24 protein-coding genes are annotated in these 25,693 nt (G+C 54.6%); 13 read left to right on the top strand and 11 right to left on the bottom strand.

Features of this window, described 5'->3' with window-relative positions:
* Positions 1-13 precede the first annotated feature (13 nt).
* From IE105_RS01650 to IE105_RS01635, 4 genes are all read right to left on the bottom strand, one after another.
* The gene (locus IE105_RS01650) at positions 14-169 is read right to left on the bottom strand and encodes a DUF2474 domain-containing protein (protein ID WP_189494723.1); all 156 of its coding nucleotides are present in this window, start codon (positions 167-169) and stop codon (positions 14-16) included.
* Complete coding sequence (cydB, locus tag IE105_RS01645) at positions 169-1,182, bottom strand: cytochrome d ubiquinol oxidase subunit II (RefSeq protein WP_189494721.1); 1,014 nt, start codon at positions 1,180-1,182, stop codon at positions 169-171. Before cydB ends, IE105_RS01650 begins: the two co-directional genes overlap by 1 nt.
* 3 nt (positions 1,183-1,185) lie before the next feature.
* Positions 1,186-2,628, bottom strand: a complete 1,443-nt coding sequence (locus IE105_RS01640) for a cytochrome ubiquinol oxidase subunit I (protein ID WP_189494720.1) — start codon at positions 2,626-2,628, stop codon at positions 1,186-1,188.
* A 695-nt stretch (positions 2,629-3,323) separates the two neighbouring features.
* Positions 3,324-6,191 carry a M16 family metallopeptidase gene (locus IE105_RS01635; RefSeq protein WP_189494719.1) on the bottom strand — a complete coding sequence of 956 codons (2,868 nt, stop codon included), beginning with the start codon at positions 6,189-6,191 and terminating at the stop codon, positions 3,324-3,326.
* A gap of 206 nt (positions 6,192-6,397) precedes the next feature.
* On the opposite strand from IE105_RS01635, the gene IE105_RS01630 reads away from it, so the two are divergent.
* The 3 genes from IE105_RS01630 to IE105_RS01620 all read left to right on the top strand — a co-directional run bounded on the left by IE105_RS01630 (position 6,398) and on the right by IE105_RS01620 (position 9,485).
* Positions 6,398-6,685 (top strand): co-chaperone GroES, encoded by a 288-nt coding sequence (locus IE105_RS01630; RefSeq protein WP_189494717.1) that lies wholly within the window; start codon positions 6,398-6,400, stop codon positions 6,683-6,685.
* Positions 6,686-6,737: 52 nt separating this feature from the next.
* A complete protein-coding gene (gene groL, locus IE105_RS01625) occupies positions 6,738-8,378 on the top strand; it encodes a chaperonin GroEL (RefSeq protein WP_189494716.1) in 1,641 nt (546 codons plus the stop codon).
* Between the two features lie 240 nt (positions 8,379-8,618).
* Complete coding sequence (locus IE105_RS01620) at positions 8,619-9,485, top strand: hypothetical protein (protein ID WP_189494714.1); 867 nt, start codon at positions 8,619-8,621, stop codon at positions 9,483-9,485.
* A 523-nt stretch (positions 9,486-10,008) separates the two neighbouring features.
* Here IE105_RS01620 and IE105_RS01615 read toward each other — a convergent pair.
* On the bottom strand, positions 10,009-10,470 hold the full coding sequence (locus IE105_RS01615; protein ID WP_189494712.1) for an Lrp/AsnC family transcriptional regulator: 462 nt from the start codon (positions 10,468-10,470) through the stop codon (positions 10,009-10,011).
* A 55-nt stretch (positions 10,471-10,525) separates the two neighbouring features.
* Here IE105_RS01615 and IE105_RS01610 point away from each other — a divergent pair, with 55 nt between their 5' ends.
* Genes IE105_RS01610 through trpA form a run of 4 tightly spaced genes read left to right on the top strand, consistent with a single transcriptional unit; the run spans position 10,526 to position 14,275 of the window.
* Positions 10,526-11,599 (top strand): PLP-dependent cysteine synthase family protein, encoded by a 1,074-nt coding sequence (locus IE105_RS01610; protein ID WP_233353921.1) that lies wholly within the window; start codon positions 10,526-10,528, stop codon positions 11,597-11,599.
* Positions 11,600-11,632: 33 nt separating this feature from the next.
* Positions 11,633-12,259 (top strand): phosphoribosylanthranilate isomerase, encoded by a 627-nt coding sequence (locus IE105_RS01605; RefSeq protein ID WP_189494710.1) that lies wholly within the window; start codon positions 11,633-11,635, stop codon positions 12,257-12,259.
* A complete protein-coding gene (trpB, locus tag IE105_RS01600; RefSeq protein ID WP_189494709.1) occupies positions 12,252-13,496 on the top strand; it encodes a tryptophan synthase subunit beta in 1,245 nt (414 codons plus the stop codon). Before IE105_RS01605 ends, trpB begins: the two co-directional genes overlap by 8 nt.
* Positions 13,493-14,275, top strand: coding sequence for a tryptophan synthase subunit alpha (gene trpA / locus IE105_RS01595; protein WP_189494706.1), 783 nt, complete (start codon positions 13,493-13,495; stop codon positions 14,273-14,275). The genes trpB and trpA overlap by 4 nt, the downstream gene beginning before the upstream one ends.
* A 127-nt stretch (positions 14,276-14,402) precedes the next feature.
* Here the strand turns inward: trpA and IE105_RS01590 are convergent, their stop codons facing one another.
* On the bottom strand, positions 14,403-14,870 hold the full coding sequence (locus IE105_RS01590; RefSeq protein WP_189494702.1) for a DUF2141 domain-containing protein: 468 nt from the start codon (positions 14,868-14,870) through the stop codon (positions 14,403-14,405).
* Between the two features lie 100 nt (positions 14,871-14,970).
* Between IE105_RS01590 and IE105_RS01585 the strand changes: the two genes are divergently transcribed.
* From IE105_RS01585 to IE105_RS01575, 3 genes are all read left to right on the top strand, one after another.
* A complete protein-coding gene (locus IE105_RS01585; RefSeq protein WP_189494699.1) occupies positions 14,971-15,579 on the top strand; it encodes a hypothetical protein in 609 nt (202 codons plus the stop codon).
* The gene (locus IE105_RS01580; protein WP_189494696.1) at positions 15,579-15,884 is read left to right on the top strand and encodes a winged helix-turn-helix domain-containing protein; all 306 of its coding nucleotides are present in this window, start codon (positions 15,579-15,581) and stop codon (positions 15,882-15,884) included. The genes IE105_RS01585 and IE105_RS01580 overlap by 1 nt, the downstream gene beginning before the upstream one ends.
* A gap of 72 nt (positions 15,885-15,956) precedes the next feature.
* Positions 15,957-17,048, top strand: coding sequence for an NADH:flavin oxidoreductase (locus IE105_RS01575; RefSeq protein WP_233353920.1), 1,092 nt, complete (start codon positions 15,957-15,959; stop codon positions 17,046-17,048).
* On the opposite strand, the gene IE105_RS01570 is transcribed toward IE105_RS01575, so the two are convergent.
* Both IE105_RS01570 and IE105_RS01565 read right to left on the bottom strand, forming a co-directional pair.
* Complete coding sequence (locus IE105_RS01570) at positions 17,045-18,574, bottom strand: acyl-CoA carboxylase subunit beta (protein WP_189494692.1); 1,530 nt, start codon at positions 18,572-18,574, stop codon at positions 17,045-17,047. The genes IE105_RS01575 and IE105_RS01570 overlap by 4 nt on opposite strands.
* Complete coding sequence (locus IE105_RS01565; protein WP_189494690.1) at positions 18,567-19,364, bottom strand: SDR family NAD(P)-dependent oxidoreductase; 798 nt, start codon at positions 19,362-19,364, stop codon at positions 18,567-18,569. Before IE105_RS01565 ends, IE105_RS01570 begins: the two co-directional genes overlap by 8 nt.
* A 61-nt stretch (positions 19,365-19,425) precedes the next feature.
* Here IE105_RS01565 and IE105_RS01560 point away from each other — a divergent pair, with 61 nt between their 5' ends.
* Positions 19,426-20,145 (top strand): SIMPL domain-containing protein, encoded by a 720-nt coding sequence (locus IE105_RS01560; protein ID WP_189494689.1) that lies wholly within the window; start codon positions 19,426-19,428, stop codon positions 20,143-20,145.
* Here IE105_RS01560 and IE105_RS01555 read toward each other — a convergent pair.
* A complete protein-coding gene (locus IE105_RS01555; protein WP_189494686.1) occupies positions 20,142-21,035 on the bottom strand; it encodes a haloalkane dehalogenase in 894 nt (297 codons plus the stop codon). The genes IE105_RS01560 and IE105_RS01555 overlap by 4 nt on opposite strands.
* 50 nt (positions 21,036-21,085) lie before the next feature.
* Here IE105_RS01555 and IE105_RS01550 point away from each other — a divergent pair, with 50 nt between their 5' ends.
* Positions 21,086-21,739 (top strand): fumarylacetoacetate hydrolase family protein, encoded by a 654-nt coding sequence (locus IE105_RS01550; protein WP_189494683.1) that lies wholly within the window; start codon positions 21,086-21,088, stop codon positions 21,737-21,739.
* A 1-nt stretch (position 21,740) separates the two neighbouring features.
* Complete coding sequence (locus IE105_RS01545; protein ID WP_189494680.1) at positions 21,741-22,160, top strand: tellurite resistance TerB family protein; 420 nt, start codon at positions 21,741-21,743, stop codon at positions 22,158-22,160.
* Positions 22,161-22,168: 8 nt separating this feature from the next.
* Here IE105_RS01545 and typA read toward each other — a convergent pair whose 3' ends face one another.
* Positions 22,169-24,010 carry a translational GTPase TypA gene (gene typA, locus IE105_RS01540; RefSeq protein ID WP_189494677.1) on the bottom strand — a complete coding sequence of 614 codons (1,842 nt, stop codon included), beginning with the start codon at positions 24,008-24,010 and terminating at the stop codon, positions 22,169-22,171.
* Between the two features lie 318 nt (positions 24,011-24,328).
* Positions 24,329-25,588 (bottom strand): ATP-dependent Clp protease ATP-binding subunit ClpX, encoded by a 1,260-nt coding sequence (clpX, locus tag IE105_RS01535; RefSeq protein WP_189494674.1) that lies wholly within the window; start codon positions 25,586-25,588, stop codon positions 24,329-24,331.
* Positions 25,589-25,693 lie beyond the last annotated feature (105 nt).

Below are 25,693 nucleotides of genomic sequence, written 5' to 3'. Positions count from 1 at the left end.
GCAAGAGCCGCTTTTAGAGGATCATACTACGAATGACATAAGCCACAACGCCGACGACCGCGACCCCTGCCAACCAGAGGCCAACAAACCACGCCCCGCGCTTGACCCAATTTCGCTCTGGCGTCGGATCGCTTGGCTCTGTCGGCTGGGCCGTTGTGGGCTGTGGCATTAGTGGTAGCCCTCATCCGGGTCCGTCTTCCCCCGGAACACATAATAGGCGTAAGCCGTGTAGCTCAGGATCAAGGGGAGCATGATGACGGCCCCGACAAACATGAATATCTGTGAATTATAAGGCGTCGCGGCGTCTAAAATCGTCACGTTCGGCGGAATCAAATCCGGGAAGATCGAAATTCCTAATCCGACAAAGCAGAGCGCAAATAGGATCAGCGAGAGTATGAACGGGCGATATTCATGCCGGTGTGTCCGTAGGGAGCTGAACATCAAAACCGTAATAATGAGAACCGCTACAGGGACAGGCGCGCTAATCAACAGTCCCGGCATCTCAAACCAACGATTGTAATAAACGCTATCAAGGAACGGTGTCGCAATACTCACTGCCGCAATACAAGCGATCGTCGCAAGGCCAAAGCCCCACGCCAGTTTCCGCGCCCGGTCTTGCACAGGTCCGTCAGTTTTCATGATCAGCCATGTCGCGCCGAGCAGCGCGTAACCAATGACAACAGCAGCGCCGCAAAGTAGTGAGAATGGTGTGAGCCAGTCCCACCAGCCGCCCGCATAGGCGCGGCCTGAGACTTCTACGCCTTGTACCAATGCGCCCAACGCAATCCCTTGAGAAAAGGCGGCCACCACCGATCCCCCAATAAAGGCGGCGTCCCAATATTTGAGCCACCGTTTTGTCCGCCAGCGGTATTCGAAGGCGACGCCGCGAAAAACGAGCGCCAGCAACATGGTCATGATCGGCACGTAAAGCGCGGGCATAATAATGCTATAGGCCATTGGAAACGCGGCGAATAACCCCCCGCCCCCCAACACCAGCCACGTCTCATTCCCGTCCCACACAGGCGCGACCGTATTCATCAAAAGATCACGGTCGCGTTTTATTGGATAGAACGGATAAAGAATGCCAAGACCGAGATCGAACCCGTCTAAGACCACATAAATAAAGACGGCCAGTGCCAGAAGGAAGGCCCAGCTAAAGGCGAGCCAAGGAACGATTTCCATAACCTAACCCTCTACTTTGCGCGTTGTGGGGTCATCTTGCGCGCTTGTTTGTTGCGCCGGCGTGGTGCCGGATGTCCGGATTGGGCCGTCCGCGTCCGCCATACCCTCCTCGCCCAGTTTCGGTCCTGCTTTCATTAAGCGAAGGAGATAAAAGACACCGGCTCCAAAGACGAAGAAATAGACGATGATAAACGCGAGCAATGACGCACCGACAGCCGGAGCCGCCAGCGGGCTCGCGCTTTCACTGGTGCGCATAAGCCCCCAGATCGTATAAGGTTGGCGCCCAACTTCGGTTGTAATCCAGCCAGCCAGTACGGCGACAAGACCGCTGGGACCCATCAAGAGAGCCGCGCGGTGCAGCCAACGGCTCGAATAGAGTTTCCCTCGAAACCTCGCCCACAGTGACCACAGGCCGACAAACAACATCAAAAAGCCGATCCCAACCATGATCCGAAAGGACCAAAACACGATCGCGACAGGCGGACGCTCATCCATCGGGATTGTATCCAACCCATCCAGAGGCGCGTTTAGGTCATGCTTGAGAATAAGCGAACTCGCCTTGGGAATAGCAATGGCATAATCGAGCCGTTGCTCCGCCTCGTTCGGGATGCCGAATAAATATAGGGGTGCGCCGTGGGGATGGCTCTCATAATGGCCTTCCATGGCCATGACTTTCTGCGGCTGATATTCCAGCGTATTCAAACCGTGCAGATCGCCGAGGAATATCTGGAGCGGAGCAACAATCACGGCCATCCACATCGCCATAGAAAACATCGTCTTCACGCCTTCATGCTGGCGATCCGTTCCGTGACATTTGAGCAAATGCCACGCGCCCACCCCGCCAATGATAAAGGCGGTCGTGAGGTAAGCCGCCGTCAGCGTGTGCGCGAGACGGTAGGGAAAGCTGGGATTAAAGATGATTTCAAGCCAATTCACAGGCACAAACTGTCCGTTGGCCGCAATCGCAAACCCTTGCGGCGTATGCATCCAACTATTCACGGACAGTATCCATGTCGCCGACAGCGCCGTCCCAAAGGCCACCATCGTGCAGGCGAACATGTGTAGGCCAGCCCCCACACGTGAACGGCCAAACAGCATAATTCCGAGGAAACCGGCTTCTAAGAAAAACGCTGTCAGGACTTCATAGGCCATAAGTGGCCCGATCACGGGACCCGCCCGATCCGAGAAGACTGACCAATTCGTCCCGAATTGGTAACTCATGGTGATGCCAGACACGACGCCCATGGCAAATGTGACGGCGAATATCTTGACCCAAAAATTGAACAGGGTGAGGAATTTTTGATTGTTCGTTCGAAGATATAAACCGTTGAGAACCGCAAGGTAACTCGCAAGCCCAATTGTGAACGCCGGAAATAGAAAATGAAACGCGATGGTGAAAGCGAATTGAATTCGCGCCAATAGGATCGCATCTAGGTTTTCAAACATGCTTTTGTTTACATGAATTATCGGCTGAGAGTCGCGACATTCTGGCTCAACCTTGCCTCAAAAATGCAAAGCTGACTCCCGTTTGCATCGAAATGCGACCCGTCTCGACGCCTTATCGACAAGATTGCAAACTCAGAAAAATTATATTTGAGATTTCGTCCGAACTCTCGTCATAACCACTTGTAAGTAACCTCACTCATACCGACTTCGACCTCACGGAACATTCTTCCGTGCGTTACGAGACACTTTTCTCGTACAATGAAAAGAGGACGTCATGTCCCATTTCGATAAAGACAAGAAAAAGACAAAATCCCCTAAAGTCATCCCTATGCCAGATGAGTCTAAGGCAACAACGTCTAAGTCCACGAAAGGCGTCGCGCAGAAGTCATCAAGCTAATTGGTTCTTTGACATTATGCCAAAGTGAAACCGTGTAGCGCACGGTTTCACTGCGAGCCGTTTCCGACGCCTTCCCTTCAAATAGGATGCGGCTCGTTTTCTCTCCCTGTTGATCTCGTAACCATCAGAATACCTTGAGGCCAGAGAAGCTGATGCGGGCCTATTTAAAAGACAGACACCCTTACATTCGCCATTGAACATTCCAAAACTTAGCAAGGTTTCCGAGACCGACGTCATCTAGCGATAGCCCCCACGACAAGATTATTCGGGGGTATCTCCTCGCGGGCGTATTGCCTCACTATTCGACGGAACTGCCAAAGATATCCAACTCAATGACGTCGCCTTTGCCGCTCTCTGTCGCGAAGGCCTGTGTCGGTCCGAATTGCGTCGCCTTATCGCCGACCACAACATAGACGAACGCGTCTTCGTTTAAGTAGTCCCGCGCGATGCGTTGGAATTCATCCGCCGTCATCTCGACCAGCTGCGCTTGTTCCTCTTCGACATAGCGGTCTGACAATCCCAGACGGCTAATCTCAGATAAAGTGCCCAGTTTTGCGCCGAGACTTTCAAATGACAGCGCGGATGCTTTGATGATCTTTTGCTGAGTCGTCTCGACCGCCGCAGCATCCAGTGTCTCTGGATAATTCCGCACCATCTCACGGATCGTTTCCAGCGATCCTTGCGTCGCATTCGACCGAACGCTCGTGCTGATGGTGAAAGGCCGCTCAACCGAATTGCGCGGCACAAATGAACCAGCGCCATAGGTATAGCCTTTTTCGATACGTAAGATTTGAGCCAGATCGCCCGCAATTCCGCCGCCGAGTTTCTCATTCGTGAATTGAATTTTCTTGAAATCAGGATGGCTTGAATCCGGCACGAGCGCGCCTATCCGTAATACGGACTGCTTCGCGCCCGGAACATCAATGAAGACGACACGGCCGGCATAATCCTGCGCCGGGACCGTGTAATCCGGACGATCACTTGCCGAAGGGCTCAACGCCGCCGCGAGACCAGAGACGGCGGCCTCGGCCGTATCCGGATCAATATCACCCGCGATATGAAACCGCGCTGAAGCGTTCAACACATCAGCATGAGCGCGCTTCAAATCATCCATAGTAAGTGTCGCCACGCTCTGGGCATTGCCGCCACTCGGACGCCCCAGCGGATGCGTGTCGCCATAAATGAGGCGGTCATAAGCCAGCGCCGCGATAGAGCGCGCATCGCCTTCACGTCCCTTAATTGAAGTCAGTTGCGCCGACTTGACTCGCTCAAAAGCAGAATCCTGCCAGCGGGGGGACGTCAGCACTTCTTCAATCAAGGCCAATGTCGCTTCGAAATTACGCGCTAAACTGGTGGCCCGGATGGTGAGCGACTCGGCTCCCGCTGACACTGAGATGCCAGAGCCGAGTAGGCCGACCGCCTGCTCCCACTCACCCGGTGTTTTGGTCGCCGTGCCTTGATTCATCAAATCGGACAATAAGTCCAAACGGCCGTTCTGTTCCGGTGTTTCCATCCAGCGTCCGCCGGGCAGCACCACTTCAAATTGAACGAGCGGAATTTCAGTCGTCTCGATCCCGCGCAGGGTCACGCCATTGGCGAGGTCTCGCGTCCAGATATCCGGCATTTCCAAGAGCGGCAGCGCGCTAAAGGGCGGCTCCGACCGGTCATGCGCGGTCTGTGTCTTTTCATAGTCGGCGATGTCGCCTGCACTCACCTCTTCGCTGGTTACGCCAGCGACAACTTCTTCAATCCAGACCGTCGCGCGTTCCGCGCCGTCAACCGCGAGATCGGCTTGCCCTGTTGGGACGAAGCTGGTGATGATCCTCGGCTTATCTTTGACATAACGATTATACGCGTCTCGGACGTCCTCCGCAGTGACGGCATTAATGCCGGCAGCCGATTGGATGGCGTAGGCAGGATCACCGTGGAGAACATTATTTTGCGCCATTGCATTGGCCTTACCCAGTGCGGTTGAGAATTCAGCATAAAGCTGCGTTTCCTGCTCAGCCTTGATCCGCAACAATGTGTCAGCATCAATGTCATTGGCTTCAAAACGCGCAAAGGCGGCATCCACCGCGACCATCACATCATCCAAATCCGTGCCCGGTTTTCCGCGCGCCCAGATCGTGAAGGTTCCGGCCAATTCCCCGTCATTATTCCAAGCCGAGACATTCGGCGCGAGTTTCGCGGTTTCAACCACCTCAACATAGAGCGGTGATGTTTTGCTCCCGCCGAGTAATTCGCCGAGAACAGAGAGCGCATACTTATCCGTGTCCGCGCTATCCACAGTCGGGAAAGTCAGACGGAGCTCGGGCAATTTCGCGAAATTATCCTCAAAGAACAGATTCTTGGACGCGTCTAACGTGACGGCTTGCGGAACAGGCACCGGAATATCGCGCCCGCGGGGAATTTCACCGAACCAAAGCTCGACTTTCTTCTTGGTCTCATCAATGTTGATATCGCCGACAATCGAGAGCGTCGCATTATTCGGCCCGTACCAATCGTCATAGAACTCGCGGACATCGCCGAGCGTGGCCGCTTGTAAGTCTGGCAGTGAGCCAATGGTCGTCCAATTATACGGATGATCCGAGGGGTAGAGCGCCGTGCGGATAACTTCGTTGGTATAACCATAGGCCGCATTATCGACGCGCTGACGTTTCTCATTCTTCACAACTTGCTTTTCGCGCTCAAGCGCGTCCGTCGTCACCGTATTGATCATATAGCCAAGGCGGTCACTATCGATCCAAAGGATCTTATCGAAGGCGTCCTTGGGCACGACTTCGTAATAGATCGTGCCGTCATTCCATGTCCCGCCGTTACGCTGTCCGCCCCATTTCGGAATCTGCCCCCGGTTCCACCCACGCGGCACATTCTCGCTATCGTTGAACGCCATATGTTCAAAGAAATGCGCGAACCCCGTGCGCCCCGGCTTTTCTCGTGAGGATCCAGCATGAATAACCGTGCTCACCGCGACAATCGGATCGGACGCATCGCGCTGCAAAATAACCTGTAAGCCATTGTCGAGCGTGAAAGCTTCATAATCGAGTGTGAAAACAGAGGCTTCCGATGCAGTCGGAACCGATGCGCCAGATGACGGCATCTCATTTCCACACGCAGAAAGAAGCGCCGCAGCAGCCGAACTAATAAGAAGTGTGCGAAGGGTCATGCGATATCCTTGAATGCGATCTGTTGGACCCTACTTAGTCTGTGACGCAGCCAAATATCTAGGGTATCGCGAAATATAATATCTTTCGCAAAATTCACCCTCCGCCCCTTGCGACCCTCCCCCACCCTGCATACATGCGCCCTGTTGGCACTCTCGCTCTGGGAGTGCCAAGTCATATCACTCACCTCTATCGAGAGAGATAAAGCATGAAGTTTCGTCCCCTCCACGACCGCGTATTGGTCGAACGTGTCGCCGAAGACACAAAGACCGCTGGCGGCATTATTATCCCTGATTCAGCCACTGAAAAGCCCTCCGAAGGCACGGTCATTGCGACTGGTCCCGGTGTCCGTAAAGAAGACGGCACGATTGCCAAGCTTGATGTCAAAAAAGGCGACCGCGTCTTGTTTGGCAAATGGGGCGGCACTGAAGTCAAGATCGACGGCAAAGAGCTGCTGATCATGAAAGAATCCGACATCATGGGGATCGTGGGCTAACTTAGCCGCGACCACCCTCACCCAACAATATCATTCTACTGGAGTAACCATTATGGCTGCTAAAGAAGTTAAATTCGGCTCGGACGCTCGCGACCGTATGCTCGAAGGCGTCGATATCCTCGCCAATGCCGTTAAAACAACACTCGGACCTAAAGGTCGTAACGTTGTTATCGAAAAATCATTCGGCGCACCGCGTTCGACAAAAGACGGCGTGTCCGTTGCCAAAGAAATCGAACTCGAAGATCGCTACCAAAACCTCGGCGCACAAATGCTCCGTGAAGTCGCGTCTAAGACAAATGACAAAGCCGGTGACGGCACAACGACAGCGACCGTCTTGGCCCAAGCCATCGTGCGTGAAGGCCTCAAGCGCGTTGCTGCTGGCATGAACCCGATGGATCTGAAACGCGGAATCGACAAAGCGGCGAAAGAAATCGCTGACGATCTGCTTGCTAAAGCCAAGAAAATCAGCAAATCCGAAGAAATCGCTCAAGTCGGTACAATCTCTGCCAACGGCGAAGCGTCCATCGGCCAGATGATCGCAGACGCGATGGGCAAAGTCGGTAACGAAGGCGTCATCACAGTTGAAGAAGGCAAAACTGCCGAAACTGAACTTGAAGTCGTTGAAGGCATGCAGTTCGACCGCGGTTATCTGTCGCCTTACTTCATCACCGATCCTGAAAAAATGCGCGTCGAACTCGACGATCCGTACATCCTGCTCAACGAAGGCAAATTGTCTTCCTTGCAAGCCATGTTGCCGATCCTCGAAGCCGTTGTGCAAACTGGTAAGCCGCTGCTCATCATTGCGGAAGACATTGAAGGCGAAGCGCTTGCGACTCTCGTCGTCAACAAACTTCGCGGTGGCCTGAAAATCGCGGCTGTCAAAGCGCCTGGCTTCGGTGATCGCCGTAAAGCCATGTTGCAAGACATCGCGATCCTGACAGGCGGCACGGTTATTTCAGAAGACCTCGGCATCAAGCTCGAAAACGTCACGCTGAAAGACCTTGGTACAGCCAAACATGTCCACATCACCAAAGATGACACAGTCATCGTTGATGGCGCTGGCAAAAAAGCTGAGATCAAAGCCCGTGTTGACCAAATCCGTAAGCAATCTGAGGATACATCCTCTGATTATGACCGCGAAAAGCTGCAAGAACGTCTCGCGAAACTCGCAGGCGGTGTTGCTGTGATCAAAGTCGGCGGCTCGACCGAAGTTGAAGTCAAAGAACGCAAAGACCGTGTCGATGACGCGCTGAACGCCACGCGCGCAGCCGTTGAAGAAGGCATTGTCCCCGGTGGCGGCACTGCGCTGCTCCGTGCGTCACGCTTCATCAACGTCAAAGGTGCCAATGATGACGAACAGTCCGGCATTGAAATCGTCAAAGCGGCTCTTGCTTACCCCTGTCGTCAAATTGCGGACAACGCCGGTGTCGAAGGCGCCGTTGTCGTCGGTAACATCATTGCGGCGAACAAAGCCAACTACGGCTATGACGCGCAAAATGACGAATATGTCGACATGGTCAAAGCCGGCATCATCGATCCGGTCAAAGTCGTTCGCACAGCTCTTCTCGATGCAGCCTCTGTCGCCGGGATCATCCTGACAACAGAAGTCGCGATCGTCGAAGCGCCGAAGAAAGACGGCGGCGGCGGAATGCCTGATATGGGTGGCATGGGCGGTATGGGCGGCATGATGTAGTCGCCTTCCACGGCGACATCATGCCGTGGAGCATTCCCATCCTAGATTACAGAAGGCCGCTCCTTAGGGGGCGGCCTTTTTAATGTCTTTAGTACAATCACACAGCCCTCAGGCGCGGCCTCTCCAAAAATTAACCCCCTAATAACCATAAATTTACTCTCTTAAGGCGTCTCACCCCTGTTTTGGCCCAAACATTGCAAGGCTGTAATCGTAATTTTTGAAACGAAGAGCCGCCCTATCATGCGTATTCTACTCACAAGCACCGCCGCCATCGCCCTTTCCGGCTGTTCTATGCTCGGTTTCGGCTCTGGCGGATATTCCAACGGCCCGTCTTACGGTCACTCCACGGCCCCGGCCCACGGCAGTTGCAATCCCTACGCGGGACTCAATGGCAACGCCAGTTGCTCACATTCCAGCACATGGAACGTTGAAGGCGCTATCGGCCAAGAATTTATGGTCGACGGAGATTTCACAACGCCCGGCGATGTCGCCGCCGTTCCCGGACTGACACCCAACGCCGTGTCGATGAAGGACGCCTATAATTCCGCAACACGTTACGAATTGGGCGCGTCTTATGCCGCGAACCCAAACCGGAAATACACGATGATGGCGTCTTATTCCAAAGCATCGGGCAATGACGTCGCCCTCGGCACACTTACAGGCCCACCCGCGAATACACTGCGCGGCACAGCCAGCGATTATGAAGCCTTCGGCCTTGAAGCCGGTGTCCGCCAATATTTCCGCCCGCGTAGCGCTCCGTTTGTCAGCAGCCTCCGTCCCTATGTCGAAGGTCGTCTCGGTGCCGCGCAAATTGATGATATCACGATCGAGAACCTCCGCGACAATGGCGGCGCCGTGAACGGCGGCACAGCCAACATGTATCAAGGTGGATGGATCCCAACAGCCTCAGGCCTTGTCGGTGTTGAAGCTCCTGTCTTCCAACGTGCCACCTTGGCCCTAGAAACAGGCCTGCGTTATCGCGGCACGCTCAAGACAGACACAACAGACTTCGGTCCCGGTGGCGGCGTTGGCATCCTGTCCGGTATCAATAACGGCAGCTCAAACCTGACCGTTCCTGTCATGCTCCGCGGTCGCTACCGCTTCTAGGAACACAATCTCCCAGCTTTCGAGCTGACGCGATGCAAAAACCCGCGATGCCGAGAGGCATGGCGGGTTTTTTCGTGGGATTGAGTTAAGGTCGTGCAATTAGTAATTTTCTTCGTCAACTTCATGCCTATCCGACCTTCGCCACCCCCCCTCTACTCCAAGGCTAGAGACCTACGGGCCATGGGCAGGCCGATCAAGTCGGCGGGAAGCGTCTGGGGTCAGTCGGTGTGATATTCCGTCGTTACGGTATCGACGGGGCGCAAGCGCCCTTCGGGCGATCTGCACGGTGTTTCTTTTGAGTGCCCAGCCACTGGGCTTTAACTCGCGGTTCCTTGCCATTTGATGTGTTTGTCGAGCTGACGGTGCGTCGGGGGTGTCCGCTTTGGACACGGTGGAATAGGACGGAAAGTGCGCCATGAGCCGCGCGGCCAAATGTCGTTCGGAGCATCCCTTTTTGTCCCGGCGCACATGGCGTGGGAGTCGCAAGCCCCCTCGTCCCTGATTCCGCGCTTCAGCGACCGCGCTACAGCGGCAGCTCAGTCGTGAACTTTAGCTTTTCCATCGCGAAACTGGCCGACACATTATAGATTTGCACGCGGGAGATAAGCTGCTGATAGACGCGGTCATAATCGGCGACTGACGCGATCATCATCTTCAAGATATAATCAACGTCTCCGGCCAATCGGTAGAATTCAACGATTTCAGGAATCGCGTTCACCGCCGCCGTGAGGTCCGACGCCCACTCTTCGGAATGGTTGTCGGTTCGGATTTGCACAAAGGCCGTCAATGGCAGGCCGATTTTCTCATTATCAATCAGCGCCACACGCTTTTCGATCACGGCTTCGGTTTCAAGCCGGCGTACCCGTCGCCACACAGTGTTGAGCGATACATTCAAGCGCTCGGCAATTGAGTCGAGCGATTGAGAGGCGTCAGATTGTAGCGCTGCGAGGATCGCGCGATCTGTGGGGTCAAGTTTCGGCAACATCGTTTCTATGTAGAATAATTTTTGGAATATTGATAGTGAAAGCGCATCATCTGCGATGAATTTTACATTCGTGATGCGCTATTCTGCGATCATGACCGATATGACCCTACTCCGCGATGTCGCGCGTCCCTATGTGGAACCCAAGCCGTTCGCCTGTCTGCAAAAACTCATCGGCAACACGCCGATGATCGCGATTGATCTGAGCTATCAGGGCGCGCGGCGGCGGGTTTTTGCTAAATTGGAATATTTCAATCTGTCGGGATCGATCAAAGACCGTATGGCCTTGGAAGTGCTGCGCAACGCCTATGCAAGCGGCGCACTCCGCCCCGGCGATACGATTGTCGAAGCGACGAGCGGCAATGCCGGGATTGCGGTCGCGGCTTTAGGCCGTGCACTGGGTCATCCGGTCGTGATCTACATGCCGGATTGGATGAGCGTCGAGCGGGTCGCGTTAATGCGAAGCTACGGCGCTGACGTGCGATTGGTGAGCCATGCGGACGGCGGGTTCTTGGGTAGTATCGCTAAGACGCAAGAGATGGCGCGCGCGCGTAATGATGTGTTTCTCCCGCGGCAGTTTGAAAATGAGGATAATTGCAACGCGCATTGCCGCACAACGGGGCCGGAAATTCTGGCGCAAATGGACACAGCGGGCGCAAAAATATCGGCCTTTATCGCGGGGGTCGGAACGGGCGGCACGGTCATGGGTGTTGGCAAAGCGCTTCGCTGCGCGGATCCGTCGATCCGAGTTCATCCGCTGGAACCAGCCGAAAGCCCAACGCTCTCAACGGGCTATAAAGTCGGTAAACACCGTATTCAGGGGGTTTCGGATGATTTCATTCCGGACATTCTCTGCTTGCAAAGCCTCGACCGCGTGATTTCAGTCAATGATGGCGACGGGATCATCATGGCGCAGCGCCTGTCGGCGGAGCTCGGTCTCGGCGTCGGGATAAGCTCTGGTGCCAACCTGATCGGGGCGATCAAGGTGGGCCACGCGGGCGGCGACATTGTGACGGTCTTCTGCGACGATTCAAAGAAATACCTGTCGACGGATTTGACCAAAGTCGAACCGGTTTGCGACGGCTACCTCTCGCCGGACATTGAACTGCACGGGTTCGACGTGGTCGGGTGACTTTGTGTGTGAGCGTCGCTATGCGCGCTCACAATGGACACACAGGTCAAAATCTGCGGGCTGACTCGCGCAGGCGATGTCGCGGCGGCTGAACAAGCGGGCGCGAACTTCCTCGGCTTTATCGTCGAAGCGACCAGCTCCAGAAAGCTCACCCTCGCTGAGGCTGCGGCGCTTATCACCGGGGTTAAAGCCCATACGGTCGCTGTCACGGTCGATCCGGACGATGCGCTTGTAGACGGAATTAAGGCGGCGGGGTTTAGCCACATCCAATTGCATGGATCCGAAACACTGGCCCGCACGGCAGAGATCGCCCGTCGCGGCCTCATTGTGATTAAGGCGGTGCCCGTGGCGAGCGCCGACGATGTGACGTTGGCGACGGAATATAGCGGCGCGGCGGACTTGCTTTTATTCGATGCCAAAGCGCCAAAAGGCGACACCCAACGCGGCGGTCATGGCCTCACATTTGACTGGTCGATTTTGGGCCTTGCGCCCACGCCAAAGACATTCATTCTCGCGGGGGGGCTAACGCCTCACAATGTTCGTGAGGCCGCGCTAAAAACACGCGCCTCAATTGTGGATGTGGCGTCTGGTGTCGAGGCGTCACCCGGCATAAAGGACGCCACTCTGATTAACGCTTTCATGGAGCAGCTGCGTGGATAAGCCCACCACAAACGAAACTTGGCCCGACGAACGCGGTCGCTTCGGTGACTACGGCGGACGGTTTGTGGCCGAGACGCTGATGCCGCCAATCTTAGAGCTGGAAGCGGCCTACGCGGAGGCGAAAGTCGATCCTGCCTTTCAGGCCGAACTCGACTATTTCATGACCCATTATGTCGGGCGCCCATCCCCGCTCTATTTCGCCGAACGGCTGACCGAACATGCGGCCAAAGAGACCGGGAGTGCGGCGAAGATTTACTTCAAACGCGACGAGCTCAACCACACTGGCGCGCATAAGATCAATAATTGCATGGGCCAGCTGTTGCTCGCCAAGCGCATGGGAAAGAAACGGATCATCGCCGAAACAGGCGCAGGCCAACACGGCGTCGCCACGGCAACTGTTGCCGCGCGTTTGGGTATGGAATGTATCGTCTATATGGGCGCGACGGATATTGTCCGGCAGAAACCCAACGTCTTCCGTATGCGCCTGCTCGGCGCCGAAGTGCGCGCCGTTCATTCGGGCACGGCAACGCTGAAAGACGCGATGAACGAAGCCCTTCGCGATTGGGTCACCAATGTCGCGGAAACATTCTACTGCATCGGCACGGTCGCGGGACCGCACCCCTACCCCGTCATGGTGCGCGATTTCCAAGCCGTTATCGGCCATGAAGCCAAAGCCCAAATTATGGAGGCCGAAGGCCGCCTGCCCGACGCGCTGGTTGCCTGTATTGGCGGCGGATCAAACGCGATGGGCCTGTTCCACGCTTTTGTGCCGGACACGAATGTGCGTCTAATTGGCGTCGAAGCAGCGGGACGCGGCGTCAAAAGTGGCCTGCACGCGGCGTCACTGACGGGCGGAACACCGGGCATTTTGCACGGCAACCGCACCTATTTGCTGCAAGATGAAAACGGCCAAATCGCAGACGCCCATTCAATCAGCGCAGGGTTGGACTATCCGGGTATTGGCCCAGAACATGCCTGGCTCCATGATAAGGGACGCGCCGAGTATGTCAGCGCCACCGATGATGAAGCGTTAGAGCATTTCCAACTTTGCGCGAAACTCGAAGGCATTTTACCGGCGCTAGAACCCAGTCATGCCATCCCGCGCACGCTCGATATTGCTAAAGAACTCGGCTCCGACGGCCTCATTATCATGAACATGTGCGGACGCGGCGATAAAGACGTCTTCACAATCGCCGACGCGCTCGGTGAAGATATTGCGGCGGGGACGGACGGATGAGCACGCGCATTGAACAGATCTTCGCTAAAGGTCGCCCCGCCTTCGTTGCCTACATCATGGGCGGTGACCCCGACCTCGCGACGGCGCAAGACGTGATGAACGCCCTGCCCGGCGCCGGTGTCGATATCATCGAACTCGGCTTTCCCTTCACTGACCCGATGGCAGACGGCCCGGTCATTGAAGATGCAGGCATTCGCGCGCGCAAAGCCGGGACGACGCTCGCGTCTGTCATCGGCATGGCGCGAACCTTTCGCGAAACCGATCAATCCACACCCATCATCCTGATGGGCTACGCCAATCCCGTCTATCATATGGGCTACGAAGCGTTTTCGGAACTCGCCTCAAAAGCCGGCGTTGACGGCGCGATTATTGTAGATTTACCGCCCGAAGAAGATGGCCCTTTGCGTGAGGCAATGGATAGCAAAGGAATGTCATTGATCCGGCTGGCGACTCCAACAACGGATGCAAAACGTCTCCCTAAAGTCGTGTCCGGTAGTTCCGGTTTTGTCTATTATGTCAGTATGAACGGCGTCACGGGCGGCGCCCTTGCGAGCGGCGGGTCTGTGCGCGAGCAAGTTGCACGGGTGAAACACGCCTCAAAGCTTCCAGTCGTTGTTGGGTTCGGCGTCAGGACGCCTGAGCGAGCCGCAGAGATCGCCCGGGATGCAGACGGTGTCGTCGTTGGAACCGCGATTGTTCAAGCGTTGCATCAAGACGGTAAGGACGCGGCCTTGGCTTTGGTTCGCTCACTATCCGACGCCACACACACAGCAAAATAAGACTGGTCACAACGCTTGTTCGGCGAGACCCGATACACTAGGTCGCCCTTTCTCTTGGGACGCAAGTCACTTGAGACAAAGGCAGCGGCCAGTCTCCACGGACTGGTCGCTGCTTGCGTTTTAGGGATTAGTGTTTTGGATAGATCATCGCGATCGTCACAGACGCCCCATAAGTCGGAACATTAATTTTGGACTGTTGGAACGTTGGGGCGGCATCCCGACGCGCTTGGCCTGATGTTCCCCACCCATCCAACACCTCGTAACGGTCAGTCATCGAAAACCGACCATCATTATCGAGATCATGCCATATTGTGACGGCATAATCGCCCGACTCTGGAAGCTGAACCGTTTGAGTGATCGTTCCGGCGCTGGTTTCTTTAAGGACCGCCCCTCGACCTTTCATGGACTGATATTCAGCCTCTGTCTGAACCGAGATATAGAGTGGCACATTTGTCTCCATCACATCGGTTAGGGTGATTGTCACCGGAACAGCTACCGCGGTGTCATCCACTGCCAAAGCGGACTCTACCCCCATCAATAGGGTCAGTCCTGTTGTGAGGGCTATGGCCAGTCCTTTTTGTAGTATCGCAACCATTTTCGTCTCCTTTACAATTAGGTTTGTAAATCAAACTTGACAAAATTGAGTTTGCATGTCAACTGTAGTTTGAAATACAAACTTAATAGAAAGTCTGAACATGACAAATGAGACCCTTATTCAGGACTTAGAAAATGCGACCCGTATTGCTCAGGCGGGCGAGCAAGCTCCCCTGTTGGGTGGTCCGGTCGGTTTGATGTGGGCCAGCCTGACAACAGTCGCACTCATGATACATGGTGCGGTTGTCGCGGGATGGATTGGTATTCCCGCCCCGATGACAGGACTTATTTGGGCGACGCAGGGCATCGTTGGGACAGTTTTAACAATTATACTGAGCCGAGGGCAATCAACGAAGCCTGGCTGTCATAGCTTTGCTAATCGTGCGGCCGAAGGCGCTTGGATCGCTGGCATTATAATGATTTCGACCTTTGCGATTTCATTGGTCATTGGCGCAGCGACGGGACAGACGGAGGCCGTCGATTTCAACTTTATCCCCCCCGCAGCCTTTGCCATCTCGGCCGTGATTAACGGCATGCTCGCGAAGTTGACCGGCTATGGTTACCTTAAATTTAGCGCGGTCATGAGCGGCGTGGCCACAGCGGTAACATTGATGATGGTCCGGCAACCCGAAATGTATTTCGTCGCGGGCGCTCTCCTCATCCTCTCAGGCGTGATCCCATCCTTCATCGAAAACCGTAGAGCGCGCTGATGTCGAGAGAACCGGAATTTGACATCAGCCAAGTTGACGAGGTCATTCATGGGCGCATCCGATTGGCTGTGATGGCTTATCTCTCTGCAGTCAGTCCCGCGAGCTTCCCAGAGCTCACGGAAAAGACCGGGACGACAAATGGAAACCTCTCGACACATCTCACGAAACTCGAAAGCGCCAATTATGTTGAGTTGGAAAAGGGATATAAAGGCAAACGCCCACAGACCCTCGTCCATCTGACCGCTACAGGTCGGAAGGCTTGGCTCAAATACCTAAGTGCTATGCGGGACATTATCGGCGTGTAGCGACAATATCGCAGGACGGATAAGCCTTCGTGCAGACTTGCGCGGAGGCATTGCTTTGCCCACATGGCTCTCATGACAAATCCCCTCTTTAAGCCCTACTCACTCGGCTCGCTCGACCTTCCCAACCGCATCGTCATGGCCCCCATGACGCGGAGTTTCTCACCCAACGGCGTTCCCGGCCAAAACGTCGCGGATTACTATGCTCGTCGCGCGGCTAATCATGTCGGTCTTATCGTGACCGAAGGCACGGTCACGGACCGTCAAGCCGCCGGGAATGATTCCAACGTCCCGAAATTTTATGACGAAGCCCTTGCAGGTTGGAAAAACGTCGTCGCAAGCGTGAAAGCCGAAGGTGGCTTCATTGCACCGCAGCTCTGGCACGTGGGCATGATGCGGAAACCCGGCACTGGCCATTACCCAGACGCGCCGTCTGATAGCCCGTCCGGCGTTACCCATACAGGAACAGCTGTTATGCCCGCGCCGAGCGACGAAGATGTCGCCGATATGGTCAATAGCTATGCGCGCTCAGCCGCCTACGCCAAAGAGCTTGGCTTTGACGCAATCGAAATTCATGCGGCCCACGGCTATCTCATTGACCAGTTCTTCTGGGACGTGATGAACAAGCGCGAAGACAGGTTTGGCGGCGGTTTGGCTGAACGCTCGACGTTTGCCGCGGACATCATTCGTGAATGCCGAAAAGCCGTCGGCCCCGATATGCCGATCATCATTCGTATTTCGCAGTGGAAACAACAGGATTTTTCTGCCCGTCTGGCTGAAACCCCGCAGGAAATGGACGATTGGCTGAGTGTTTTTGCTGATGCTGGGGTGGACTGTTTGCACTGTTCACAACGTCGCTTCTGGGAACCGGAATTTGATGGATCAAATTTGAATTTCGCGGGTTGGGCCAAAAAGCTAACAGGTCTGCCGACCATCACTGTCGGCAGTGTGGGCCTATCGTCAGACTTTATTGGGGCGTTTCAAGGCGAAGACTCCGCCGCGCGCTCCCTCGATGATTTGATGGAACGGTTGGAAAAAGACGAGTTCGACCTTGTCGCCGTTGGCCGTGCGATTTTGCAAGATCCCGAATGGGCGACCAAAGTGCTTGAAGGCCGCGACGATGAAGTGCGCGACTATGACGCCAAATCGCTAACGACGCTGTACTAGCGTCGTATCATGGCCAACTTCACGAAGTTGGTCAGAAACGGGCGCGTTTCACGCGGATCAATGATATCTTCGACCGCGTAGCGTTCCGCAGTTCGGAACGGCGATGAGACTTCGGCCAAGCGCGCTTTGATTGCGGCCAGTTCTGCGGCGGGGTCATCGCTCGCGACCAGTTCGGACTGATACGCGACTTCGACACCGCCATCGATGGGAAGGCTGCCCCAATCGCCGCTCGGCCATGCCGCCCGATATTGATAACGCGTGTGATCGCTCATCGCGGCGCCCGCGACACCATAAGCCTTACGAATGATCACGCTCGCCCACGGCACTGACGCCGTATAAATTGCCGTCATTGTTTCGACGCCGCGCCGAATGGTCGCTGCTTTCTCAGCCTCCAAACCAATCATGAAACCCGGATTATCAACCAAATGCACAATGGGAAGTCCGAATTGTTGGGCCAAATCCACATGGCGTTTGACCTTCTGCGCTGTATCCGCCGTCCAAGACCCGCCTAGAAAGCTTGGGTCGGACGCAATAACCGCGACAGGCCAGCCATCTAGTCGTGCCAGCGCCGTAATTGCGGCACGGCCCCACTTGCGTCCAATCTCGAAAACACTGCCCTCATCCATCACAGAGCGTAGGATTGTCCGCATCGAATAGGCTTGATATTTGTCCCGCGGAACAATGGACAGAAGACTGTCATCGGTCCGGGACGGATCATCGCTTGATTTGACGTAGGGCAATGGATCACCAACCCGGCTCGGCAAGAAAGACAGAAACGCGCGGGCACGGGCGAACGCATCGGTTTCGCTAACCGCTTCATCGTCGACGACACCGTTACGTGTATGAATTTCTGAGCCGCCGAGTCCTTCTTTGTCGTGGCTTTCCCCGAGCGGCGCGACAATGGCTGGGCCGGCCGTGAACACTTGCGATAGGCCTTTGACCATGACGGAGTAATGCGATGCCACAACGCGGGCGGCCCCCAGACCTGCGCACGGCCCCAATGCCAAAGCAACAACGGGGACCGTTTGTAAGTTTTCGACAATCACTTCGAAGCCCGGCACTTCCGGCACATATGTATAGCCCATTTGTTCCAGCGATTTGACGGATCCCCCACCGCCCGTTCCGTCGATCATACGAATGAGGGGTATCCCGAATTCAGACGCCATTTTTTCGGCGTGAATGAACTTGCGATAAATCGCAGCATCGGAGGCACCGCCGCGCACGGTAAAATCATCCGCCGATGCGACGACAGGACGACCGCCGACCGCGCCTTGGCCATAGATAAAATTTGACGCGGCAGAGTGAATGAGCTTGCCGTCCTCATCATACGTCCCAGACCCTGCGAGTTTTCCGATTTCTCGAAAACTGCTATCATCCAAAATACCGTCGATCCGGTCGCGCGCTGTCAGCTTGCCTCGGCCTTTTTGCCGCGCGACTTTATCCGCCCCGCCCATGTCTTCAGCAAACGCCTCGCGCTGAGTCTTTTGGTCTAATTCCGGAGACCAATCCGTCGGGTGTTTAGGCATCAGGAATATCTTTATCAGCGGTCTTCCACCCCTGATTATCGCTACGTTTCATCATACGACGGGTGAGTGCGGGAAAGAGCCGCGAGCCGATATCGAGGCTCCAGCGAAGAGATTTCGGCACAAACACTTGCGGTTTTTCTTTGCGGATCGCATCCAAAATTGCGACAACGACATCATCCACAGAAATTTCCGGCGCTGCCTTCGGGCGAGACACGCCGTCAATCATGCGTGTTTTCACCATAGAGGGGTGAATGCTCGTCACCCCAATTCGCGTCTCTAATAGTTCATAATCAAGCGAGCGCGTAAACCCGTTCACAGCATGTTTGGACGCCGTATAGGCAACTGTTCCTGGCGACCCCACCACGCCCGCAATGGAGCTCATATTGACAATGTGAGCGACGTCACGGGTTCTGAGGTGCGGCAGGGCCGTATGGGTAATCGCCATGAGCCCCATAATATTCAAATCTATGGTTTTACGCCAACGCTCAAAGGGCACAGTATCAAACTCGCCCGATGTCGCGATCCCGGCATTATTAATGAGGATATCAAATCCAATCGCGGTGGCCTGTTGCGTTGCGGCAATTGCGGCTTCGACATTGGATAAGTCTGCTTCAATGAGGTGGTATGCCCGCCCTTGCGCTTCGACCGCAGCCTTCGTCTCGGCTTGTGTGTCGGCTCGCAGGTCACAGCCAATAATGTCACATCCCGCTTTGGCCATGGCGATCGCCAGCCCCTCACCAATCCCCCGCGCAGATCCTGTTATAAAAACTGTTTTCTCTGTATATTCCACGCATCCATCTTTGGCAGCCACGCGTTGATCTGCCAAGGTGAACTGTAACGAAAGGTCTATTATGTCTCGTCTTCTCCCCACTCTTCTCGTATCTGCGGCTATGGCTTTACCCACAGCAGCGCTCGCCCATTCCCCCCAAACGGAAATGCCCGGCGTTATTCATGTCACAGCGTCTGCCAACGTTGATGTTATTCCTGATCTCGTTTCGGTCTCAGCGGGTGTGCAGAGCGATGGGAAAACGGCGCAAGAGGCTATGGCCCGGAATTCAGAGTTGATGCGCAATGTTTTTGCGACACTCGCGGCCAATGGCATCGCCGAAAGAGATATATCGACCACAAATTTGAATCTCAGCCCACGATACGATTACGAACAACGTACCAATGGCCAACCTCTGCTCGTCGGCTATCGTGCCAGCAATCAAATCACCATTGCATCCCGCGATCTTAACCAGACAGGTCAGCTTATCGACTCATTGCTGCAAGCTGGATTGAACAATATCAACGGTGTCAATTTTACCGTGAGCGAGCCCGAAGCGGCACAAGCCCAAGCCCGAGCCGCAGCGATTGAGAAAGCCAAAATTAAAGCCCGCACGATGGCGCAATCCGCCAATGTGCGCCTAGGTCGCCTCCTGTCATTGCAAGAAGGGTCGTCCCCAAGCCCAATTCGTTACAATGAAGGAATGATGGCGCGATCCATGAGCGCAGATTCCGCGCCGCCCCTCGCCCCCGGTGAGCGCGAAATCGGCTCAACAGTGACGATGAGTTACGCCATCCTTGACTAGAGCGTTCCCGCGACGTCGAGGATAATCGAGGCCAGCTCGTCTGGCTTATCCTCTTGCAAGAAATGCCCACCGCCGACGATCGTGCGGTGAGGCTGCCCTTTTGTTCCAGGCACGCGTTTCTGAAATACCGCGTCACCGCCTTTGGTGACAGGATCCTGATCGGAAAAACTTGTGACGAAGGGTTTATCCCACGCGTTCAGGACTTTCCACGCCTCACGATTATCCGCCGCGCCGTCGTGATCCGGTGAAGTTGGGACTAAAGCCGGGAAAATTCGCGCGCCAGCCTTGTAGCTCTCATCCGGATAGGGCGCATCATAGGCCGCGATTTCTGCATCCGATAAATTACGAACGGTCGCGCCTTGCAGGATTTTTCCTGTCGGAAACTCTGGCACTGTTTGAGAAAACTGTTGCCATGCTAAGAACGCGTCCAGGGGCGTGTGTTCGCCCGTCGGCAACATAGTGTTGCCTGCAATCACGGCGGCAAACCGATCCGGTCTCGCGGCAACAAGCCGTAAACCGATGAGCCCGCCCCAATCCTGACAGAATAATACAACGCCCGAAAGGTCCAGATTATCGAACCATTCCAACATCCATTCAACATGGGCCGTGTAGCTATAATCACTTGTTTTCATCGGCTTATCGGATTTTCCGAAGCCAATTAGATCAGGCGCAATCGCTCGAAAACCTGCGTCCGCGACCGGGGGGATCATATGGCGATAGAGGAAAGACCAGCTAGGCTCTCCATGCATCATTAAAACCGGTCTTGCCTCCCGCGGCCCCTCATCGACATAGTGTAATCTGAGGCCGTCGCTGAGGTCTGTATAATGTGGCGCGAACGGATAATCGGGTAGCGCGTCAAATCTTTGATCGGGTGTACGTCGTTTTTCCATGACCCCTCCTGTCTGATTTGTTAGACTAGGCGTAACCTTTGGGACCAACAATGACCGAATATGCATTTCCGCCACATGATCCCGCCTCCCTGCCAATTATCGGTAGCGACGCGCGTTTTCCCGTTCGTCGCATTTACTGCGTCGGGCGAAACTATGCCGCGCATGTCAAAGAAATGGGCGGCGACCCAAATCGCTCTGAACCCGTGATTTTTACGAAAGCAGCTGAATCACTCGTAGAGACTGGGTCCGAAATTCAGTATCCGCCGAATACCACAGACATGCATTACGAAATCGAGTTGGTCGCCGCCATCGGTCCAGACGGTGTGTTTGGGTACGGTGTCGGGATCGATTTGACCCGTCGCGATCTACAAAGCGTTGCTAAATCAAAAGGGGCTCCGTGGTCACGCGCAAAAGATTTTGCCGCCTCAGCCCCCTGCTCTGACATAACGCCGGTTGATCAAGTGTCCCTCGACAAAGCGCATATCGTGCTGCGTAAAAACGGCGAGATCGTACAACATGCCAAGCTGTCTGACATGATTTGGTCCGTGGACGAGATAATCCGTCAGATCGGAAGCGATATGGACCTTGGACCCGGAGATTTAATCTATACGGGAACACCCGAAGGTGTTGGTCCCTGTGTTGCTGGGGACGAACTCGAAGGCGGTATCGAAGGGCTAGCCCCAATCCGCGTGAGGATGATCTAATATGGCCCCCACTGATTTCAATCCTGACTTTACGGTCGACGATATTTTGATGCCCTTGGCGATTGCCGTCATCATTGACCATAAAATTCGCGACGTTGAACAAGCCGTGTTTATCGAATTGGCCAACGGTCTACTCGATCTTTTTGGCAAAGATGAATTGGAACACGCCGAAATTACGGCCTGGTTCAACGATAACAAGAGTGCATTAGAAGACCAACTTTGGGACAAAGGCGGCAATACGCTTGTGCTCAAAGCGCTAGCGCGCTTTCGGGAGCAGAAGCACTGCGAAGCCATCTACGATGCCCTCGTCACGATTAGTGTCGCGGATAATGAATATGTCCCGGAAGAGTCGCGACTGATCAAATCAGCCGCGTCTCTTTATGGTTTTCAACGTCCGCCGATTAAAATAACGCGGAATTAGTCCGCTGATTAAGACGCGCGGCGATTGTCCTTCTTACGCTCATGCTCCAATAAGTAGCGTTTGCGCACACGAACATTCAGGGGCGTCACTTCGACAAGCTCATCATCATTGATGAATTCCAGCGCGATTTCGAGTGTCATATCGACGGGGGTTGTCAAAACGACCGCATCGTCGGTCCCAGACGCCCGAACGTTAGTGAGCTTCTTACCTTTAAGTGGATTGACGGTTAGATCATTCTCACGCGCATTCACGCCAATAATCATACCTTCATAGACATCCGTCGCATGACCGATGAACATCTTGCCACGTTCTTGCAAATTCCACAGCGCAAAAGCGAGCGCTTTGCCGGTTGAGTTCGAGATGAGCGCGCCTTTTTGACGACGACCAATCCCCGCCTCTGCGCGTGGAGCGTAACGGTCAAACGTGTGGTAAAGTAGTCCGTTACCGGATGTCAGTGTCATGAATTCACCCCGGAACCCGATCAAGCCGCGAGTCGGGATTTCATAATCCAGACGAACGCGTCCTTTGCCGTCCGGCATGATATTTTTAATGTCACCCTTACGTTCATTCAAACGTTGAATAACCATGCCTTCCGTGCCTTCTTCAAGGTCAACGATCAGCGTTTCCCACGGCTCACAAAGTACGCCGTCAATTTCTTTATTGATGACCTGTGGCCGTGAAATCGCGACTTCATAGCCTTCACGGCGCATATTCTCGATTAGGATCGACAAGTGCAATTCACCGCGACCAGACACGCGGAACTTATCCGCTTCTTCCAGTTGCTCGACGCGAAGCGCCACATTGTGGATCAATTCACGGTCAAGACGATCTTTGATGTTGCGTGAGGTGACATATTTGCCCTCACGACCCGCAAACGGGCTGTCGTTCACCTGGAAAGTCATGGAGATCGTGGGTTCATCCACGGTCAACGCTGGCAATCGCTCCACATGTTCCGGATCGCAAATTGTGTCGGAAATACCGAGTTTTTCGATCCCAGTGAACGTAATGATGTCGCCGGCCGTAGCCGCGTCAGTTTCGACACGATCCAGCCCCATGAAGCCAAAAATCTGCGCGACTTTCGCTTTGCGATCTGGGCCGTCTGCCGCCGCAACGATGACTTGTTGGCCTTTACGCAATGTCCCGCGCTGAATTCGGCCAATGCCGATCACGCCTTTATAGCTATCATAATCAAGCGCGCTCACTTGGAGCTGCAACGGACCGTTCATATCAACTGGCGGAATAGGAACATTTTGAACAATTGTTTCAAACAACGGAACCATGTCCGTGCCGACTTCTCCCGCTTTATGCGTGGCCCAACCATTAATGGCGGACGCGAATACGGTCGGAAAATCCATCTGCTCATCAGTTGCACCGAGGCGATCAAACAGATCAAACGTTTGATCGACGACCCAATCCGGACGCGCACCCGCGCGATCAACCTTGTTAACGAGAACGATGGGCTTGAGGCCATGTTCCAACGCTTTACGAGTCACAAAGGATGTTTGCGGCATCGGGCCTTCGACGGCGTCGACCAACAGCACAACACTATCGACCATCGACAAGACGCGTTCCACTTCACCACCGAAATCGGCGTGTCCGGGCGTATCGACGATATTAATGCGCCATTCCTGCCCATCAGGCGCTGTCCAGCGTAGAGCCGTGTTCTTAGCGAGAATGGTGATGCCGCGCTCACGCTCAATATCTCCGCTATCCATAACGCGCTCATCAAGCGCGCCGCGTTCATCAAGCGTTCCGCTTTGGCGCAGGAGCTTATCGACAAGTGTGGTCTTGCCATGGTCAACGTGGGCCACAATGGCGACGTTGCGAAGGTATTTGATCGTATCGGACATGGCGCGGGCCATAGCGGGGTTCGGGCCGGATGCAAGCCTCGTGTGGAGTCAAATGGTGTTCCTAGTCATGTCGTTCTAATTTCAGCCCTCACGGCCACGTTCCAGCACCATACCAGACCTCGTCTAAGTGGCGTGAATATCGATCCGTGACACACCGCATACGCACCCGGCCGTTAGCAACATGGCGGTTTCACAGACGGTCGCGTGGCTCGCGGTTCATATACACGGGCTCACGGCCTCGAGCCTGAGGGCCAATTCGCATCACCCAAAGAAAAAGCCGCCCATTGGGCGGCTTTTTCATTAGAATGTCTGGCGAGACTAGCCCGCTTTTTCAGCCGGCGCTTCGGCGTAAATCAAGAGAGGTTTGACTTCGCCGTCTCCCTCGACAACTTCCGCATTGATGACGACTTCGCTGACGCCTTCATAGGACGGCAAATCATACATGGAGTCGAGCAGGATGCCTTCCATGATGGACCGTAGTCCCCGCGCGCCTGTTTTCCGGGCGAGTGCCTGTTTGGCAATGGCGTCGAGCGCATCATCCGTGAAGTTAAGTTTGACGTCTTCCATGGCGAACAAGGTTTGGTACTGTTTGACGAGCGCATTTTTCGGTTGCGTCAAGATTGTCACCAAAGCGGATTCGTCGAGATCCGTCAGGGTTGCAATCACAGGCAAACGGCCAATGAATTCAGGGATTAAGCCAAACTTCTGCAAGTCCTCAGGCTGAACACCTTGGAGGATATCGCCGACAGTTCGTGAGTCTTCTTCTTTCACAGTGCCGCCAAAACCGATGCTGGCTTTGTCGCCGCGATTGGCGATGACTTTGTGAAGACCGGCAAACGCGCCGCCGACAACAAAGAGGATATTAGTCGTATCGACTTGCAAGAATTCCTGCTGCGGATGTTTACGCCCCCCTTGCGGCGGCACAGAGGCGACTGTGCCTTCCATGATCTTCAGCAAGGCTTGCTGTACACCCTCACCCGAAACATCGCGTGTGATGGACGGGTTGTCGGATTTCCGGCTGATCTTATCGACTTCGTCAATATAGACGATACCGCGTTGCGCTCGCTCAACGTTATAATCAGAGGACTGCAACAGTTTCAGAATGATGTTTTCGACATCTTCACCGACATAGCCAGCTTCCGTTAGCGTCGTTGCATCCGCCATTGTGAACGGCACATCAAGAATTCTTGCCAAGGTTTGGGCGAGCAAGGTCTTACCGCACCCTGTTGGACCCACGAGAAGGATGTTGGATTTCGCCAATTCAACTTCTGGGTTGGTCGTGGCGTGGTTCAGGCGTTTATAGTGATTGTGCACGGCAACGGAGAGGACGCGCTTGGCGTAACTCTGTCCGATAACATAATCATCAAGCGTGGCGCAGATATCCTGCGGTGTTGGCACGCCCTCTGTCCCTTTGGACAAGGAGGATTTACCCTCTTCCTTGATGATATCCATGCAAAGCTCGACGCATTCATCACAGATGAATACGGTCGGTCCCGCAATAAGTTTGCGCACTTCATGCTGGCTCTTGCCGCAGAACGAGCAATATAATGTATTCTTGCTCTCAGTCGTCTTGCTCATACTCTTTCCAGTCCCAACAAAGCCTGCGCCGCAGAGACCCCCTGCAATCTCAATGCCGATATAAGAATCAGCTTAACGCTCATATGACGATATTTCGTAAACACC

This window comes from Algimonas arctica, from assembly GCF_014652695.1.
GTDB classification, from domain to species: Bacteria; Pseudomonadota; Alphaproteobacteria; order Caulobacterales; family Maricaulaceae; genus Litorimonas; species Litorimonas arctica.
This window is presented reverse-complemented; position numbering and strand designations above follow the sequence as displayed.

What these genes read in the sequence shown, in the direction of transcription:
- IE105_RS01650 (WP_189494723.1), bottom strand. Translation starts at nt 169, where the DNA reads ATGCCACAGCCCACAACGGCCCAGCCGACAGAGCCAAGCGATCCGACG.
- cydB (WP_189494721.1), bottom strand. Translation starts at nt 1,182, where the DNA reads ATGGAAATCGTTCCTTGGCTCGCCTTTAGCTGGGCCTTCCTTCTGGCA.
- IE105_RS01640 (WP_189494720.1), bottom strand. Translation starts at nt 2,628, where the DNA reads ATGTTTGAAAACCTAGATGCGATCCTATTGGCGCGAATTCAATTCGCT.
- IE105_RS01635 (WP_189494719.1), bottom strand. Translation starts at nt 6,191, where the DNA reads ATGACCCTTCGCACACTTCTTATTAGTTCGGCTGCTGCGGCGCTTCTT.
- IE105_RS01630 (WP_189494717.1), top strand. Translation starts at nt 6,398, where the DNA reads ATGAAGTTTCGTCCCCTCCACGACCGCGTATTGGTCGAACGTGTCGCC.
- groL (WP_189494716.1), top strand. Translation starts at nt 6,738, where the DNA reads ATGGCTGCTAAAGAAGTTAAATTCGGCTCGGACGCTCGCGACCGTATG.
- IE105_RS01620 (WP_189494714.1), top strand. Translation starts at nt 8,619, where the DNA reads ATGCGTATTCTACTCACAAGCACCGCCGCCATCGCCCTTTCCGGCTGT.
- IE105_RS01615 (WP_189494712.1), bottom strand. Translation starts at nt 10,470, where the DNA reads ATGTTGCCGAAACTTGACCCCACAGATCGCGCGATCCTCGCAGCGCTA.
- IE105_RS01610 (WP_233353921.1), top strand. Translation starts at nt 10,526, where the DNA reads ATGAATTTTACATTCGTGATGCGCTATTCTGCGATCATGACCGATATG.
- IE105_RS01605 (WP_189494710.1), top strand. Translation starts at nt 11,633, where the DNA reads ATGGACACACAGGTCAAAATCTGCGGGCTGACTCGCGCAGGCGATGTC.
- trpA (WP_189494706.1), top strand. Translation starts at nt 13,493, where the DNA reads ATGAGCACGCGCATTGAACAGATCTTCGCTAAAGGTCGCCCCGCCTTC.
- IE105_RS01590 (WP_189494702.1), bottom strand. Translation starts at nt 14,870, where the DNA reads ATGGTTGCGATACTACAAAAAGGACTGGCCATAGCCCTCACAACAGGA.
- IE105_RS01585 (WP_189494699.1), top strand. Translation starts at nt 14,971, where the DNA reads ATGACAAATGAGACCCTTATTCAGGACTTAGAAAATGCGACCCGTATT.
- IE105_RS01580 (WP_189494696.1), top strand. Translation starts at nt 15,579, where the DNA reads ATGTCGAGAGAACCGGAATTTGACATCAGCCAAGTTGACGAGGTCATT.
- IE105_RS01575 (WP_233353920.1), top strand. Translation starts at nt 15,957, where the DNA reads ATGACAAATCCCCTCTTTAAGCCCTACTCACTCGGCTCGCTCGACCTT.
- IE105_RS01570 (WP_189494692.1), bottom strand. Translation starts at nt 18,574, where the DNA reads ATGCCTAAACACCCGACGGATTGGTCTCCGGAATTAGACCAAAAGACT.
- IE105_RS01560 (WP_189494689.1), top strand. Translation starts at nt 19,426, where the DNA reads ATGTCTCGTCTTCTCCCCACTCTTCTCGTATCTGCGGCTATGGCTTTA.
- IE105_RS01555 (WP_189494686.1), bottom strand. Translation starts at nt 21,035, where the DNA reads ATGGAAAAACGACGTACACCCGATCAAAGATTTGACGCGCTACCCGAT.
- IE105_RS01550 (WP_189494683.1), top strand. Translation starts at nt 21,086, where the DNA reads ATGACCGAATATGCATTTCCGCCACATGATCCCGCCTCCCTGCCAATT.
- IE105_RS01545 (WP_189494680.1), top strand. Translation starts at nt 21,741, where the DNA reads ATGGCCCCCACTGATTTCAATCCTGACTTTACGGTCGACGATATTTTG.
- typA (WP_189494677.1), bottom strand. Translation starts at nt 24,010, where the DNA reads ATGTCCGATACGATCAAATACCTTCGCAACGTCGCCATTGTGGCCCAC.
- clpX (WP_189494674.1), bottom strand. Translation starts at nt 25,588, where the DNA reads ATGAGCAAGACGACTGAGAGCAAGAATACATTATATTGCTCGTTCTGC.